General features: G+C 60.7%; 19 protein-coding genes. 18 read left to right on the plus strand and 1 reads right to left on the minus strand.

Features of this window, described 5'->3' with window-relative positions; genetic code table 11:
* Window positions 1-5: 5 nt before the first annotated feature.
* Window positions 6-197 (minus strand): hypothetical protein, encoded by a 192-nt coding sequence (locus ACYQ1A_RS16565; protein WP_499363714.1) that lies wholly within the window; start codon window positions 195-197, stop codon window positions 6-8.
* Here ACYQ1A_RS16565 and ACYQ1A_RS16570 point away from each other — a divergent pair, their 5' ends adjacent.
* The 18 genes from ACYQ1A_RS16570 to ACYQ1A_RS16655 all read left to right on the plus strand — a co-directional run.
* Entirely contained in the window at window positions 198-2,108 is a 1,911-nt protein-coding gene (locus tag ACYQ1A_RS16570) for a phage tail tape measure protein (RefSeq protein WP_499363716.1), read from the plus strand.
* On the plus strand, window positions 2,108-3,385 hold the full coding sequence (locus ACYQ1A_RS16575) for a DNA circularization protein (protein ID WP_499363717.1): 1,278 nt from the start codon (window positions 2,108-2,110) through the stop codon (window positions 3,383-3,385). The genes ACYQ1A_RS16570 and ACYQ1A_RS16575 overlap by 1 nt, the downstream gene beginning before the upstream one ends.
* A gap of 54 nt (window positions 3,386-3,439) precedes the next feature.
* Window positions 3,440-4,150 (plus strand): hypothetical protein, encoded by a 711-nt coding sequence (locus tag ACYQ1A_RS16580; RefSeq protein WP_499363718.1) that lies wholly within the window; start codon window positions 3,440-3,442, stop codon window positions 4,148-4,150.
* Window positions 4,151-4,185: 35 nt separating this feature from the next.
* On the plus strand, window positions 4,186-5,322 hold the full coding sequence (locus ACYQ1A_RS16585) for a phage baseplate assembly protein (protein ID WP_499363720.1): 1,137 nt from the start codon (window positions 4,186-4,188) through the stop codon (window positions 5,320-5,322).
* Complete coding sequence (locus tag ACYQ1A_RS16590; RefSeq protein WP_499363721.1) at window positions 5,322-5,897, plus strand: phage baseplate assembly protein V; 576 nt, start codon at window positions 5,322-5,324, stop codon at window positions 5,895-5,897. The genes ACYQ1A_RS16585 and ACYQ1A_RS16590 overlap by 1 nt, the downstream gene beginning before the upstream one ends.
* Window positions 5,897-6,322 carry a phage GP46 family protein gene (locus tag ACYQ1A_RS16595; protein ID WP_499363722.1) on the plus strand — a complete coding sequence of 142 codons (426 nt, stop codon included), beginning with the start codon at window positions 5,897-5,899 and terminating at the stop codon, window positions 6,320-6,322. Before ACYQ1A_RS16590 ends, ACYQ1A_RS16595 begins: the two co-directional genes overlap by 1 nt.
* A complete protein-coding gene (locus ACYQ1A_RS16600; protein ID WP_499363723.1) occupies window positions 6,319-7,377 on the plus strand; it encodes a baseplate J/gp47 family protein in 1,059 nt (352 codons plus the stop codon). Before ACYQ1A_RS16595 ends, ACYQ1A_RS16600 begins: the two co-directional genes overlap by 4 nt.
* Window positions 7,368-7,958, plus strand: coding sequence for a YmfQ family protein (locus ACYQ1A_RS16605; protein WP_062222034.1), 591 nt, complete (start codon window positions 7,368-7,370; stop codon window positions 7,956-7,958). The genes ACYQ1A_RS16600 and ACYQ1A_RS16605 overlap by 10 nt, the downstream gene beginning before the upstream one ends.
* A gap of 9 nt (window positions 7,959-7,967) precedes the next feature.
* Window positions 7,968-9,152 (plus strand): pyocin knob domain-containing protein, encoded by a 1,185-nt coding sequence (locus tag ACYQ1A_RS16610; RefSeq protein ID WP_499363725.1) that lies wholly within the window; start codon window positions 7,968-7,970, stop codon window positions 9,150-9,152.
* A gap of 2 nt (window positions 9,153-9,154) precedes the next feature.
* On the plus strand, window positions 9,155-9,997 hold the full coding sequence (locus tag ACYQ1A_RS16615) for a tail fiber assembly protein (protein WP_062222024.1): 843 nt from the start codon (window positions 9,155-9,157) through the stop codon (window positions 9,995-9,997).
* Complete coding sequence (locus tag ACYQ1A_RS16620) at window positions 9,994-10,503, plus strand: DUF7338 family protein (protein WP_499363727.1); 510 nt, start codon at window positions 9,994-9,996, stop codon at window positions 10,501-10,503. The genes ACYQ1A_RS16615 and ACYQ1A_RS16620 overlap by 4 nt, the downstream gene beginning before the upstream one ends.
* Window positions 10,504-10,630: 127 nt before the next feature.
* The gene (locus tag ACYQ1A_RS16625; protein ID WP_062222018.1) at window positions 10,631-10,921 is read left to right on the plus strand and encodes a hypothetical protein; all 291 of its coding nucleotides are present in this window, start codon (window positions 10,631-10,633) and stop codon (window positions 10,919-10,921) included.
* Between the two features lie 41 nt (window positions 10,922-10,962).
* Window positions 10,963-11,283 carry a hypothetical protein gene (locus ACYQ1A_RS16630; RefSeq protein ID WP_499363729.1) on the plus strand — a complete coding sequence of 107 codons (321 nt, stop codon included), beginning with the start codon at window positions 10,963-10,965 and terminating at the stop codon, window positions 11,281-11,283.
* Complete coding sequence (locus tag ACYQ1A_RS16635; RefSeq protein ID WP_499363730.1) at window positions 11,262-11,927, plus strand: hypothetical protein; 666 nt, start codon at window positions 11,262-11,264, stop codon at window positions 11,925-11,927. Before ACYQ1A_RS16630 ends, ACYQ1A_RS16635 begins: the two co-directional genes overlap by 22 nt.
* Window positions 11,924-12,427 (plus strand): lysis system i-spanin subunit Rz, encoded by a 504-nt coding sequence (locus ACYQ1A_RS16640; RefSeq protein WP_499363731.1) that lies wholly within the window; start codon window positions 11,924-11,926, stop codon window positions 12,425-12,427. The genes ACYQ1A_RS16635 and ACYQ1A_RS16640 overlap by 4 nt, the downstream gene beginning before the upstream one ends.
* 57 nt (window positions 12,428-12,484) lie before the next feature.
* On the plus strand, window positions 12,485-12,691 hold the full coding sequence (locus ACYQ1A_RS16645) for a Com family DNA-binding transcriptional regulator (protein ID WP_499363733.1): 207 nt from the start codon (window positions 12,485-12,487) through the stop codon (window positions 12,689-12,691).
* Window positions 12,642-13,442 carry a DNA adenine methylase gene (locus tag ACYQ1A_RS16650; protein ID WP_499363734.1) on the plus strand — a complete coding sequence of 267 codons (801 nt, stop codon included), beginning with the start codon at window positions 12,642-12,644 and terminating at the stop codon, window positions 13,440-13,442. The genes ACYQ1A_RS16645 and ACYQ1A_RS16650 overlap by 50 nt, the downstream gene beginning before the upstream one ends.
* Window positions 13,443-14,027: 585 nt before the next feature.
* The coding region (locus tag ACYQ1A_RS16655; RefSeq protein WP_499363735.1) for an FxDxF family PEP-CTERM protein at window positions 14,028-14,471 on the plus strand (444 nt) is incomplete at its 3' end.

Raw genomic sequence — 14,471 nt, forward strand, 5'->3', positions numbered from 1 at the left:
AGCGCTCAACTGCGAAAGAAGGCCCGCAATGCAGCAACGGCCGCCATCATCAGTGCGAGCAGGCACCCGGCTATGCCAAACGCCGTAAAGGTCTGGCCCGCCGTAAAGCCGCCGATCCACGCAAAAAGGATCATCGGGACGGCAAAGCAGGCGATGACCCCAAGGGCCACGATTAACAAAATCCGGGAATTCGACATATGGCTTCACCCATTACCACCATCATGGTGGCGCTTACGCTGAAGGACCAGTTTAGCGCGGCGCTCGGCAATTCCGGAAATTCGGTCGACAAGTTCGAGACAAAGCTGAAGGGGCTGAAAGGCACCGTCGGCGCGGTCGGCCGGGGCATGAATGGCCTCGGCGGCGAAATGGAAAAGTGGGGTCGGCGTACCACACTGGCAGTTGGAGGCGGCATGGTGCTGGGCCTCAAGGACGCAGCTGAACAGGCCATTGACGTTGAGCACGAGCTGGCCAACATCGCCAACACAGCGGGCGTGGGCCAGATGAAGTTCAAGTCCACCATGGCCGAATGGAAAACCGGCCTGATCAGTACATCGAAAGCCACCAACCAGACGCAGGCCGATCTGCTGCGCGGCTTTGGCGCACTGGTGTCGAAGGGGCTTGATCCCCGCGTGGCCATGACCATGACGCGCTCCATCGGCCACGCGGCCACCGCCACCGGCGCGGATGTGGAAGAGCTGGGCCGCTCAATCTATTCGGTCTACGACAACCTGAAAGTGCCGGTGGGCGATGTTGATCGCGCGCTCGAAATGATGGCATCGGCCGGTAATGAAGGCGCGTTCGAGTTGCGGGATATGGCGCTGTATTTTCCGCAGCTCACCGCATCGGCAGCACAGCTCGGTGTGAAGGGCACGAAAGGCGTGGCCAGCCTCGGCGCCGCGCTACAGATTGCATTGAAAGGCGCGGGTGACCCGGCTGAAGCCGCTAACAACCTGAAAAACTTTCTGGCCAAGCTGTCGGCGCCGGAAACGGCCAAGGCCTTCAAGAAATTTGGCGTCAATTACAGCGCCGAGATGAAAAAGGCCATCGCCAGCGGTGATCCGGTGATGTATTTCGCGCAGCTCACGCAGAAGGTGACCAAGGGCGACCGTATGAAGCTGGGGCAGTTGTTCAGCGATATGCAGGTACAAAACTTCCTGGCGCCGATGCTGGCCAACATGCAGGAATACCAGCGCATCCGTAATCAGGCTTCGAACTCGAAAGGACTGCTGAAACAGGAAGAGGTCAATATGATGACCACCGCGAGCGAGCAGCTGAAGCGGATGGATATCAATATGCAGGCCACCCTGCAGAGCAGTAGCTTGCTGGGCGTATCGGTCGACACGTTGACCGAAAAGCTGTCGAAGCTGAGCGACGATGGTCTGGGCAAGATCGAGATTGGCGCGGCTGTGCTGGGCGTTGCGGGCAGTGCCTGGGGTACTGGCAAGGTCCTGAAGTGGGGCGCTGGCAAGCTTGCTGGCAAGAGCGCTGGTGGTCCGGCCGCCGAAAAAGTGAAAGAGACGCTGGGCAAGGTCGCGGGGGTGACGCCGGTCGAGGTCACGAACTGGCCAACCGGCTTCGGAAGTGGCGTTGGCGAGAACCCCGACGTGCCGGACGCAGCAAAGGATGCGGCCGGTTCGCTCTGGCAGCAATTCAAGGCGCTGGGCAAAACCAATCTTAAGTGGATTCCTGCCATGGGCGCAGGCGCGGTAGCGACGTCTGCCGCTGCGGTTGCCGGCGCGGGTGCTGCCGGCTACGCCGGCGGAACCATGCTGTACAAACACGCCATCGAGGGCACGACGTTTTCGGATGACATCGGCGAGGGCGTAGCCCGGTTTCTGGCCACGTTCGGTAACAAGGAAGCCCGGCAGACCCTGAATGTTATGGTGCCTGGGTCGGCACCGGCCGCCACACCGAGTGGCGCGGCGCCGTCGCAACCCGCGACCCTGGCGCCCGGCAGTCTCAACAACAAGGTGTCAGGCGTGATTGAAGTGAAGATCGAAATGCCGCAGGGCATCAACGCTTCGCGCATCACCGCGACGCAGCCTGCCGGACAAGGTCTGCAGATCAAAACGCCGCGTGTCGGTACTTATATGGGAGGCACGGGCTGATGGCATGGCGTGATGATTTGCAGGGTGGGTCATTTCGTGGCGTGCCCTTTTACACGCAGCATGCGGGCGGTAAGATCGGCCGCCGCGTGCAACTGGTCGAATACCCGCTTAAAGACACCCCCAACAGCGAAGATATGGGCCGCAAGGCGCGTAGCTTTTCGATTGAGGCGTTCGTGTTGGGTGCCGACTACATGTCGGCGCGCGATGCCCTGATCGACGCATTGGAGGCGCCGGGGCCCGGCGAACTGGTGCACCCCTACCGGGGCCGCCAGAGCGTCGTGGTGACCGACGCCTCGGTCGAAGAAAGCCCGGCCGAAGGCGGCATGGCCCGGTTCACCATCGAATTTAGCGAAGCGGGCGCAAACCTGTATCCGGCCAGTCGGGTCGATGCAGCTGCCCAGTTGCAGGCGGCCGTAGACGATGCAACGGACGCCGCGCAGGCCGACTTTTTGTCGTCGTGGTTGCCTGGCACCAGCGGCGCGGTGCTGCAGGACGCATTAGCCACCGCGCAGGTTGCATTTGACTGGGTGGACCAGCACCTGGGGCTGATTAACGACGCCCAGTCGATGCTCGACAATTTGATTGCGCCGGTCCAGTCATTGATCAGCCAGCCGCTGGCGCTGTATCAACGTCTGGTCGGGTCGCTTGAACGCATCAACGGCACGTTGACCACGCCGTTGACTGGGCTCTCGGCATTCAGCAATGTCCAACTGCCCAGTATCGCGCGACAGGCCGCCAGCAAGGTGCAGCCGCTGATGAGCGCCGCGTTGCCAGTGAGTTCGTCCGGTGTCAGCTCGGCCAGTAGCGGTCAGACGGCAACGGGCGGCACTTCGAGCCAGCAAACGGCAACGTCCCTCACCACCAACGCGCAGATCGCCGCCAACCAACAGGCAATGCAGACCGCCGTGCAGACGATCGCCGCGATTCAGGTGGCCGGCACGTTGCCTGATGTGCCCGTGATCGCTTCGGCCGATCTGGAGGCGGTGCGTGATGTGGTGCTGGCCGCGCTGGATGAGCTGGCCGAGGCCGCGTCGGATACCAGCTATCCGAAGCTGATCGCGCTCAAGGCGACAGTCATCAAGGCCGTGGCGGATCGCTTGCCAACGACGTTTGATTTGGTGTCTGTTGCCACTCAAGTTAGCGAACCATCGTTGGTCATAGCATGGCGCCAGAACGCCGCGCTTGATGCGGAGAGTGATCTGGTGGCGCGCAATAGCATCGAGCACCCGGGATTTGTGCCGGGCGGAAGTTCGCTTTCGCTGCTCTCTGGCACTTGAAGATCCACAAGTTGCGCGCTAGGTTGCGCTCTACGTACACAGAGGGGAGGCAAGATGCCGGAAACAACAAGCGGTCAATGGTGGGCGGCGTATGCCGTGCGGTATGCGCAAGGGACTATAGTCGGAGCGCTGCTTATCTACGCCGTTTTTCAATTCAATCCTGCGTTCTCCGCGTTGCTGTTCCTGCCCACGGATCCAGCAAGCTTTGGCTTCCCGCATCTTTTACTACTTGGCGTCTATGGCTTTGCGTTCACTTATATAGCTAGCTCGCCCATCGTCGTCATGCATTTAGCGAGGCAGTTTCTTGTTAGCTTTCGCAGCTTCACTTGGGTTATGGCTCTCGCGAGCGCTAGCGGCGTGTTGGTCACTGCAGCCGCTTCACGATTCGCATATGGCCCATCCGCTGCTGTCGGACTCTTTGCAATGTTTGTTCTCCCGCAATGGGGATTGGCCGTTTGCATTCTCGTCAAACAAAAGAACGTGATCATTTTTTATCGGGAGCTCGCAAAACAGCGGGGCAAGCAAAGAATGGGGGAATATCTCGATTCGTACCGTCATATGCGTGAACACGGAAGCGCATATTTGATTGTTGTGTTCCAGCTGGTGCTTACATTGCCGATCGCGGCAGTGGTATCTAGCCCGATGCTTTCCATGGACAAGGCGTTCACCCTCGGTGGCGGATTGGCAATTTGGGTCGCCCCAGCGACCATCGCGTGGTTCCTGGCAAACAAATTGGAAGCCGCACTGATACAACCTAAAAGATGATGGATAAACCCGCCCCGGCGGGTTTTTTTACGCCCATGACAAACGTAGAACTCAAGGTCGCTGGCCAGATTTACGGCGGCTGGACTGAACTCGCCTTTGAAACCGGCATCGAGCAGCTCGCTGGCTCGTTCACGCTGAACCTGACCGAACACTGGCCCGGGACCGAAGCGGGCCGGCCGGTCAAACCGGGCCAGTCCTGCGTGCTGCTCATTGATGGTGAGGCGTTGCTAACAGGCTGGATCGATGAGGTGGCGCCGCAGTTCGACGCCAACCAGCGATCGCTGACGGTGTCTGGCCGCGATAAAACGGCCGACCTGGTCGACTGCAGCGCCATCCATGGCTCAGGCCAGTGGAAGGGTGCCAGCCTGGCGCGGATCGCCCGCGACCTGTGCAAGCCTTTCGGCATCACCGTGGTGATCGACAAAGCGGTGCAGGCCAAAGCGGACAAAGTGTTTCCGACCTGGAATATCGAGGATGGCGAATCGGTCTTCGATTGCCTGGAGCGTGCCGCGCGCATGCGCACGGTGCTGTTGACCACACGTGGTGACGGCGCGCTGTTCATCTCGGCGCCCGGCTTCGAAAAAGCGCAGACCTCGCTGGTGGAGGGCCAGAACATCCTGGCGGCCGAGGGCACGTTCAGCTGGACCGAGCGCTACAGCGAATATCACATCAAGGGCCAGAGCCGCAAAAGTCACGACGACAAAGGCAAAAGCGCAGACGCCGTGATTTCCCGGTACCGGCCGCTGATCGTGCTGGCCGAAGACCAGGCCCAGGACGCCACCGCGCAGGAACGCGCCGATTGGGAAAAGACCGTGCGCGCTGGCCGTAGCAATCGCGCCACGGTCACCGTGCAGGGCTGGCGTCAGGGCGAAGGCCTGCCGCTGTGGCGGGCAAACCTGCGAGTGCCGCTGGTTTCCAATCTGCTGCGCGCCAATGGCGAGCTGCTGATCAACGCGGTGCGCTATCGCCTCTCGGACGTCGGTGCCCGCAGTGAACTGCAGCTGGCCGATCCGCGCGCCTTCGACCAGCTCGCCGGCATCAAGGTGACCAAGCTGGGCTCGCGCATGCGCGGCAAGAACGGCGAGCTGCGCAAGAAAAACGAATTGCCGGTCGGCCTGATCGCGCTCGATCAGAACGACATCAACAAAATTAACGACTGGGGGCAGAACTGATGCATGAAGCGCTACGCAAGCTGCGGCTGATGGTGGCCCGTGCCGTGGTCAACCTGGTCAATGACGCCAACGGCCTGCAGCTGCTGCAGGTCTCGGCCCTGGCCGACGAAACGCGCGATGGCGTCGAGCGCGCGCAGAACTACGGCTTGACCTCGGTGCCGTTGCCCGGCGCCACAGTGGTGATGGTGGCCGTCGCCGGCAGTCGCGACCACCTGATGGCCGTCGCGGTTGACGACCCTGCGGTGCGGCCACAGGGATTGCAGGCCGGCGAGGTGTGCATCTACACCGACGAAGGCGACCGCATCCACATGAAGCGCGGCAAGGTCATCGAGATCTCGACCAACACCCTGCGCATCAACGCCACCACCCAGATGGAAGTTAACGCGCCGAAGCTGCAGCTCAACGTGCCGGTAACCGCAAGCACGGGCGCAGTGCAGGCTGCGCTAGACGTTACGGATCACGCTGGCGCGGGCGGGTCGACCATGGCGGCCATGCGCACCACCTACAACGGCCATGGCCATGGTGGCGTGCAGAAGGGTGGCGACACCTCGGACGCGCCGAATCAGGTGATGTGATGGCAGATATCAAAGTGCTTTACGGCGGCTTTGATGCCGGCTGCGACATCGCCACCGCGCTGACAGGCCTGCAGATGGATACCGGTCTGGATACCGCAATCCTGATCAGCCTGCTGACTGACCGCCGCGCCGAAGATGCTGATGATTTTGAAGGTGATCCACGCGGCTGGTGGGGCGACGCCATCGCCGTGAACGATGACCGGCCGGTGCCGCTCGGCTCCCGGCTTTGGTTGCTGGCTCGCGAAAAGCAGCTGCCCGCGGTGATGCGCAAAGCGGAAGCCTACGCGCGCCAGGCGCTGCAGTGGCTGATCGATGACGGTATCGCCGCATCGGTGTCGGTGACCGCTTCCAGTCCGCAGCGCGGCTGGCTGTGGCTCGACATTCTGGTCGACAACACCCCTTATCAAATCAGGATGAATCAATGAGCTGGACACGCCCGACCCTGACCGAACTGGTGAACAGCCAGATTTCGGAAATCGAGGCACGCCTGCCCGGCGCCGAATCGCGCCTGCGTTCCTCGGTCCTGAACGTGCTGGCCCGCGTTGTCGCTGGCGGGTTGCACCTGTTTTATGGCTTTCTCGCCTGGATGGCGCGCCAATTGTTTGTAGATACGGCCGAAGCGGATTTCTTGAGCCGCCATGCCGCGATCTGGCTCAAAGACGGCCGCAAGGCGGCGACGCTGGCGACTGGCTTCGCGCGCTTTACCGGCGCAGCCGGCGTGAGTGTGCCGGCTGGTACGGCGCTTACCCGCTCTGACGCGGCCGAGTTTGTCACGACGGCAGCGGGCGTCATTGGCACCGGCGGTTATGTGGATATTGCGGTGGCGGCCACCGACGTGGGCAGCAGCGGCAACTGCGATGCCGGGTTGCAGTTTTCGATCACGACCCCGATCAGCAGTGTGGTGAGTACCGCCGTTGTCCAGTCGCCGGGTATTACCGGTGGCAATGACGTGGAAGCCGACGACGATCTGCGCGCGCGCGTGTTGTCGCGGATTCAGGATCCACCGCAGGGTGGCGCGACTGGGGACTACGTGAACTGGGCGCTGGAGGTGGCGGGCGTGACGCGCGCTTGGGAGCTGCCCGCTTATTTCGGCCTGGGCACGGTCGGGCTGCTGTTTGTGCGCGATACCGATGCTTCCATGATCCCGGATGCCACCGAGGTTGCGGCCGTGCAGACCTATGTCGACACCCTGCGCCCCGTGACCGCCGATTTGACCGTGCTGGCGCCGATTGCGCAGCCCGTTGCCTATCAAATCCGGCTGACGCCCGCGACGGCGGCGGTCAAGGCTGCTGTTGTGGCGGCGCTGCAGGATCTGCATGCACGCGAATCCGTGCCCGGCACCACGTTTCTGCGCAGTCATATCGATGACGCGATCAGCCAGGCAACAGGCGAGACCGACCACTTGCTGGTGAGCCCAGCCGCCGACGTGGTCAACGGGCCGATCCAGATGGCGACCTATGGGAGCGTCACATGGCTGTGACCAGCGAAGATTACCGGCAGCAGCTTTCCAGCCTGCTGCCGCTGGGCGTGGCGTGGTCGCGTAACCCTGATTCGGTGTTGCAGCAGCTACTGGCCGCCTTCGGTGCCGGATTTGCGGCGGTGCACGGTCGTGTCGACGACTTGCTGCGCGAGGTGTTTCCGCTTAACAGCCATGAGCTGCTGGACGATTACGAACGCGTGTGCGGCCTGCCTGATGAATGTACGGTGCAAGGCGCGCTGACGCTGGCCGAGCGCCAAGCCGCCGTGGCCACTCGGCTGGCATCCACTGGTGGCCAGAGCCGCGCGTATTTCATCGGCATTGCCGCAGCGGCCGGTTACTCCAACGCCACCATTACCGAATTCCGCGCCCGCCGTCATGGCCGCGCGCGCATGGGCGAACGCTACGCCGGTACCGACTGGCAATTTGTGTGGCAGTTCAACCTGCCGGTATCGCAGGTACTGCACCGACGATCCGGCCAGCCCATGGGCGAGCCGTACCAGGTATTCGGCAACGCCAGCTTCGAATGCACGATCAACAAACTCAAACCCGCCCATACGCGGGTTTTTTTTGCTTATGGCTAAGGAGTAAGCATGGATTATCCGAAGTCCGTCGCGGGCGTAGGTCTGCTTAACGGCAAGTTTACTGATGGCGATGCTGCCAGCGGCATCAAGGGCAGCCTTGATCCCGCCAGTTGGGCCAATGCGATCACCGATGAGCAACTGGCCATCATAGTTGCTGCCGGGCTGTCGCCCGATGAGACCAAGTCCAATCAGGTGCTGGCCGCACTGCAGGTCTTGTTTGCATCGCGCGCGTCGAGCGTCACCCGCAAGGATCTGGGCACAGTCGATCTGAACACCCTCACGGGCGACAGCTATACCGGCTTCTACGCCCAGGGCGCAAACGCGGGCGCGTCGCTCGCATTGAATTACCCGATTGCCGCCGCCGGCATGTTGACCGTGCTGTCGTATGGCTGGGTTACAACGCAGATGTACCAGCACTACAACAACGGCTCTGTTTATTACCGCAGTTGTTACAACGGCACCTGGTCGTCGTGGCAGCAAAGCGCAATGCTCTCCAGCCCCGCTTTCACGGGCTCGCCAACCGCGCCGACGCCTGCCTTGTTTGATAATTCGACCAGGCTAGTGACCACTGCATTCCTGCAGCGCGCTGGCTGGTTCACCGGCACCGTGACGCTGGTGACTGCCTCCAAAACATTAACGACCGCGGATGTGGGTTCGACGCAGGTCGGCTCTGCGACGGCGGCGGTCACGGTCACCTTGCCGCCCGCCGCGTCGATTCCGGCTGGCGCAAAAATCGAGTTCTGGAATTTCAGCACAGGGGTCATGACGATCAGTCGCGCCGGGTCTGACACGATTGCGGCCGGCTCCCAAAGCCTGACCTCCATCGCACTCAACATCGGCGATTCGTTGGTGCTGACAGGTACGGGGGGCGCTGCGCTTTACGCAACCGGGGGAACCGCGCAGCTCGCGTACGCCAACGCGTTCTCCGCATCGCGCGCGGCAAATGGCTACCAGAAGCTGCCCGGCGGCCTGATCCTGCAATGGGGCTCGATTGCCGACACGGCGGCGGGCACCACGCGGGACATGCCCTACAACATCAGCTTTCCGACAACGTGCGTTTGCCTCGAAATCACCCCTTGGCAGAACGCAGTCGGCTTGCCGTATTCGCATACGGGTCGCGGCACGACCCCCAATATCATGCGCACCGTCTCCGCGGGCGCATGGTCCTTCGACTGGTTCGCAATCGGATATTGAACATGGCCAAATTCCTTGTATTTGATAGCAACGGCGTGCTCAGCATGCGTCTGGATGATGCCGTTGATCCAAGAATTCCCGCTGACGCGATTGAGGTCGACGATGCGTTGTTCCAGCAGATCATGCAGGACACGAACGGTGTGTGGATGCGTGATGCTGGCGGCGCAATTATCAAAGTGCCGTACTCCGCACCGGCACCTGAGCAGAACCAGCCCAGCCGGAAATTCCTCGAATTTGACAGCAATGGCGTGCTTATCCAGCGTTTTGATGACGCCGTCGACCTGAGTATTCCCGCTGATGCGGTTGAGGTATCTGACGCGATTTTCGCGCGAACGCTTCAGGAATCCGACGGTTTGTGGACGCTGGATGCTAATGGCGGTGTCACCAAAGCGCCATTTCCGGCCGCGCTGCCGTCCGAGGAACGGCCCGGCAGGAAATTCATTCTGTTTGATGCCAGTGGCATGCTGGTCCAGCGATACGACGACGCGGTCCATGCAGACATTCCGGTTGAAGCGATTGAGGTGACGGAAGCGTTGTTCCAGCAAACTATTCAGCAAACGGATGGGCGCTGGACTCGCCTGGCCGATGGCAGCATCACCAAAGTGTCTTATCCACTTCCCACCGCCGAGCAGATCCAGTCCAGCAACAAGGTCGCCCGCGACCAACTGCTGGCCACGGCGGCATTGGCCATCGCGCCTTTGCAGGATGCGGTCGACCTTGACGAGAGCACGCTTGCAGAAGCCGCCGCGCTCAAGGCGTGGAAGCAATACAGGGTTGCGGTGAACCGCATCGATCTGACGCAGGCCAGCGTGACCTGGCCAGTCATGCCGGAGGGCGGGGCATGATCGAATTTTTGCTCTGGCCGATATTGCTGCCACTGGATGTGCTGATGACCCTGCTTGCCTATCTGCTGGCGCCGGTCCTGCCGTTATTTGCATCTGCCGCTGGGTGGTTGCCGCCCTGCCTGTCGTGGTTCCAGACGCCCGACAACCCGCTGGATGGTGACGCCGATTTCAGCGCGGCACACGCGGCCACGCCGCGTTATCGGCGCCGGGTGTTATGGCTCTGGCGCAATCCGGCGTATGGCTTTGCGTGGACGGTGCTGGCGGCACGCCTGGTCGATGGCGCGCCGTTCACCCTGGCGGGTGATCCGGCCGTGCAGGACCGTCCTGTGTTCAAAGCGGGCTGGATGTGGCTGCGTAGTGGCCGTTATTGGCACTGGTATCTGGTGTGGCCAAGCTTTCCAGGCAGATGCCTGCGTATCAATCTCGGTTGGAAACTGACTCCGGATGGCCACAACGCAAATGCGATGTTCGTGTGTTCAGCCAATCCGTTCATGCGCCGCGGCTGAAAAAGAAAGACCGCTGGCGGGCGGGCTCAACCCCCGCCAGCGGCGTCAAGGCAGTCCCCTCAGCGGGACCCATGCCCAACATGGCCCGTTTTTTTTCGGAATAGCAACCGGCGAGACAGGAGTCACCGTGCCGCACGAAAACAACCGGCCGACACTGGCCGAGGTCATGAACTCGCTGGAAGAGCTGAAAGCAAAAGTCGACGAGATTCGCAGCGGCTTTCCGGGTGGCGACCCCGGGGGCCACCGCGAGTATCACGACGCGCTGATCCGGCGCGAAGAAGAAAAGATCAAGCTGATTTCGGAAGTGCGTCTGCATATCGCCAAGGGCACCGCCTGGGCGTTTCTGGGCGGCAGCCTGATGCTTCTCTGGTTCGCGATGACCCATCTGCCAGAACTGATCGTGATGGCACGCAAATAGACCCGGCTCCGGCCGGGTTTTTTCATATCGAGAGGATTCCCATGAAAAAGACGTTTAACCGTTTCAAGTGGCGCGTGGCATTGGCGCTGGTGTTTACCGTGCTGGCTTTTGTGCTGTTCCAGCCCATCGCGCGCGCCACAGGCATTCCCGAAGTCGCCCGCGTGCTGCCTGCGCTAGCGGTGGTGTGCTGGCTCGAAATCTCGCTGCAGCTGATGCGCGCCACGTTTAATCCTGGCGTCGATTTTCAGCGGTTGGTGCGCGATGCCGCGCACTTCGGCGACGCCGCCAGCATGGCGTGGATGTACTGGTTGGGCCACCTCCTGCGTTTGGGAGCGCTGCTATGCATCGTTTACTTGGGCTGATCGTTGCGCTGATGGTGTGTGGCGTCGCGCTGGCGGCACCGCTGCCGGGCGATGCGCCAGCGCTGATCCCGCAGCTCAAGACCGAGCTGGCCAGCTACTGGCCCGGTGTTGAGCCGCGTGCATGGGTGCCAGCGCTGATCGAGCAGGAGAGCGGCTGGAAAACCCATGCGCAGCTGAAGACCAGCCGCGAGCTCGGCTGCGGTTTGGGCCAGTTTACGCAGGCGTACGACGCTGCTGGGCGTGTGCGCTTTGACGCGCTGGCCGAAGCGCGCGGGCAGGATCGCTCGCTGGCCAACTGGTCGTGGCGCGACTGCGCCCGGGCGGAATACCAGCTTCGCGCGGTGGTGCTGAAACTGCGCGTAAACGACCGCCAGTGCGCCCCGCTGATGGCAGACAACCGCAGCGCCAAAGCCTGCGCCGCGGCGATGTACAACGGCGGTGCCGGTTCCGTGGTCAAGCGGATCAGAGCGTGCCAGGCGCGATCAGGCTGCCAGCCCCGCGTCTGGTTCGGCCAGCTCGAACGGCAATGTCCGCAGGGCAGGGCAAAGGCAGCCGGATACGGCGAATCGTTCTGCGATATAAACAGCCGCTATCCGGCGCGGGTGGAAGCGCGCATGTGGCGTTACAGCGAGGTGATGCGATGACGAAGGTTCTGCCGTGGTGGGGGCGCTGGGCAGCACTCGGTTTGCTGGTGGTGGCTGTGGCCACCTTTTTTTACGTCCGTGGTGCGGACGCCAAGGACGCCGAGTGGTCGCTGCGCGACAGCCGCCGCATCGCCCTGGAAGCGACCGCAGTAGCGCGCCTCAGTGAGCAGCGCCGTCGGCAGGAAGCATCGATGGCTAGCGCCGTGGCGCTGATCGACAAACAACGTTATGAGGAACAACGCCGTGCCAATCAAGAAAACCAGCGTATGCAGCGCGCTCTTGCTGCTGGTGCTGTCCGCGTGCGCATCGCAGCCCGTTGTGATGCCGCAAGTGGCGTGTCCGCGCTTGCCAGCGCCGCCAGCGTGGATGATGGAGCGGCGACAGCCGAACTTGACCCAGCGATTGCATCAGACCTGGAAGGCATCGCAAATGATGGCGATTCAGCCATCTACCAATTAAGCGCACTGCAGGACTGGCTGGACCAAGTTGGCGGAATCTAGGTCGGACGCTTCTTTATGTCAAAATAGAACAATCGTTCTATTTGCCATGGAGAAGCGATGCAAGACATCCGTTGTCGTCAATGCGCCAAATTATTGGCGCGCGCCGTTTACACCTATCTCGAAATCAAATGCCCGCGTTGCCGGGTAATCAATTCATTGAAGGCCGAGAGCCTCGCACCGGAACGCCCTGAGCGTCTTAATCCGGAATCATGCAATGGCCACACCGATCATTCCCTGGCTAGGCGGCAAGCGCCGCCTGGCTGACAAGATACTTCCCCTCTTCCCGCCGCACGATTGCTATGTCGAGGCGTTTGCAGGCGGCGCCGCACTTTTTTTTATGCGGCCGATGCCTGCCAAATGCGAAGTCATCAACGATATCAATGGCGAACTGGTAAATCTTTACCGGGTGGTGCAATGGCACCTCGAGGAGTTCGTCCGCCAATTCAAGTGGGCTCTATCCAGCCGGCAGGTTTTTGCCTGGATGCAGGAGACACGGCCGGAAACACTGACTGACATCCAGCGCGCGGCCCGGTTTTTCTACCTCCAGCAGCATTCCTTTGGTGGCAAAGTCGATGGACAGACATTCGGCACTGCCACCACCGGCCCCTCGGTCAACCTGCTTCGCATCGAGGAAACTCTGAGCGCAGCGCATCTTCGCTTGTCCGGCGTGTATGTAGAAAGCATGCACTGGCGCAAGCTGGTCGAGCGCTACGATCGCAGTCACACCTTGTTCTATCTGGACCCGCCCTATTGGGAGACTGAAGGTTATGGCGTGCAATGGAGCTTCGACGAATATGCCGTCATGGCCGAGTTCATGCGGGAATGCTCTGGAAAGGTCGTTGTCTCGATCAACGATCACCCCGCCATCCGCGAGGCGTTCAAAGACTTTTGGATGGAGGGGCTTGAGCTGAAATACTGCGTGGCCAACGGGAGAGACAAAGGCGAGCGTCAGTCAGCCGGCGAGTTGGTCATCGCCAATTTCCGCCCGGACGAAGCTGCAGGTCTGTTCTCCTGAGTACCGACTAATAATTTCCCTGACCACATCAAAGCCGCAGCGGCCATTCCCGGCCATTAGGCTCCGGGTCGTGAACATGGTCTTACATCGGATGAGATTGAACTGGACGTCCGGTAGCAATAGCCGGCGCGACCAAACTAACCTTGGAAAAAAAAGCCGCCGGCTGCGTTCAATCAGCCGGCGGAACACAAGGTTGTCAATGAGAACATTGACAAAGCACTATATGTCTTTGTCAGGATTTCGCAAAAAAAGTCATTTGTTTGGTTAGGGTGAATGTGTTGATTAAATGCAACTGACGCAAAATATCCGAATTATTTCATGAAACTGATACAAAATTCGTATTGAAAATGTTCTTGCTTTCGCATAAATTGCAAAGTGGCTACCCCTCACTGGCAAGTCTGGGGTAGTTGTTTTGCGGGAGCCCCACTTTTGTGGGGCTCTTTCCGTTTCAAGGATCGAATGTACCGCCTGTCGGCATCCTTAAAAGCAGCTTAAATATCTGTTTACTTACTTTTGTCAAAAGCTATACTTCCACTTGCAGTCAGCACCATCCTTACTACTCACCCATGAACGGAGACTTGCCAAATGCGTTCCTTCAAACTTCTAGCCGCCGCCGCTTTGATCGCTGCAGCAGCAGGCGCCCAAGCTGACACTATCGACTGGGGCACTCTGTCGGTTGACGGCTTCTATAGCAACTCAACTCACGTATCTGGCCTGTTCAGCGACGAATATGATTTCAAGCTGGACGGCACCTTCGACAACACTGCTCTTGCAGTGTCTGCGAACCTGGCAAACAAGTTCGACATCACTAACGGCCTGATTACCCTGTTTGCCGCCGGTGGCACCGAACTGGCCAGCTACACTTTCGACGGCACGACCGGTAGCACGACCTATGATTTCGGCAGCCTGGGCATCGGCTCGTACTACTACGTTGTGACTGGCTTGGCCGATGGTCCGAAGGGTGGCTCGTACACCTTCCAGGCTGCTATCAACCCGGTGCCGGAACCTGAGACTTATGCACTGATGGGG

The sequence above is a fragment of the Silvimonas sp. JCM 19000 genome (assembly GCF_054652575.1).

Bases quoted from the DNA above. Each gene is read 5' to 3' on its own strand.
- ACYQ1A_RS16600 (WP_499363723.1), top strand. From the start codon at position 6,319: ATGAGCTGGACACGCCCGACCCTGACCGAACTGGTGAACAGCCAGATT.
- ACYQ1A_RS16650 (WP_499363734.1), top strand. From the start codon at position 12,642: ATGGCCACACCGATCATTCCCTGGCTAGGCGGCAAGCGCCGCCTGGCT.
- ACYQ1A_RS16595 (WP_499363722.1), top strand. From the start codon at position 5,897: ATGGCAGATATCAAAGTGCTTTACGGCGGCTTTGATGCCGGCTGCGAC.
- ACYQ1A_RS16605 (WP_062222034.1), top strand. From the start codon at position 7,368: ATGGCTGTGACCAGCGAAGATTACCGGCAGCAGCTTTCCAGCCTGCTG.
- ACYQ1A_RS16580 (WP_499363718.1), top strand. From the start codon at position 3,440: ATGCCGGAAACAACAAGCGGTCAATGGTGGGCGGCGTATGCCGTGCGG.
- ACYQ1A_RS16630 (WP_499363729.1), top strand. From the start codon at position 10,963: ATGAAAAAGACGTTTAACCGTTTCAAGTGGCGCGTGGCATTGGCGCTG.
- ACYQ1A_RS16615 (WP_062222024.1), top strand. From the start codon at position 9,155: ATGGCCAAATTCCTTGTATTTGATAGCAACGGCGTGCTCAGCATGCGT.
- ACYQ1A_RS16575 (WP_499363717.1), top strand. From the start codon at position 2,108: ATGGCATGGCGTGATGATTTGCAGGGTGGGTCATTTCGTGGCGTGCCC.
- ACYQ1A_RS16620 (WP_499363727.1), top strand. From the start codon at position 9,994: ATGATCGAATTTTTGCTCTGGCCGATATTGCTGCCACTGGATGTGCTG.
- ACYQ1A_RS16635 (WP_499363730.1), top strand. From the start codon at position 11,262: ATGCATCGTTTACTTGGGCTGATCGTTGCGCTGATGGTGTGTGGCGTC.
- ACYQ1A_RS16570 (WP_499363716.1), top strand. From the start codon at position 198: ATGGCTTCACCCATTACCACCATCATGGTGGCGCTTACGCTGAAGGAC.
- ACYQ1A_RS16585 (WP_499363720.1), top strand. From the start codon at position 4,186: ATGACAAACGTAGAACTCAAGGTCGCTGGCCAGATTTACGGCGGCTGG.
- ACYQ1A_RS16640 (WP_499363731.1), top strand. From the start codon at position 11,924: ATGACGAAGGTTCTGCCGTGGTGGGGGCGCTGGGCAGCACTCGGTTTG.
- ACYQ1A_RS16610 (WP_499363725.1), top strand. From the start codon at position 7,968: ATGGATTATCCGAAGTCCGTCGCGGGCGTAGGTCTGCTTAACGGCAAG.
- ACYQ1A_RS16565 (WP_499363714.1), bottom strand. From the start codon at position 197: ATGTCGAATTCCCGGATTTTGTTAATCGTGGCCCTTGGGGTCATCGCC.
- ACYQ1A_RS16645 (WP_499363733.1), top strand. From the start codon at position 12,485: ATGCAAGACATCCGTTGTCGTCAATGCGCCAAATTATTGGCGCGCGCC.
- ACYQ1A_RS16590 (WP_499363721.1), top strand. From the start codon at position 5,322: ATGCATGAAGCGCTACGCAAGCTGCGGCTGATGGTGGCCCGTGCCGTG.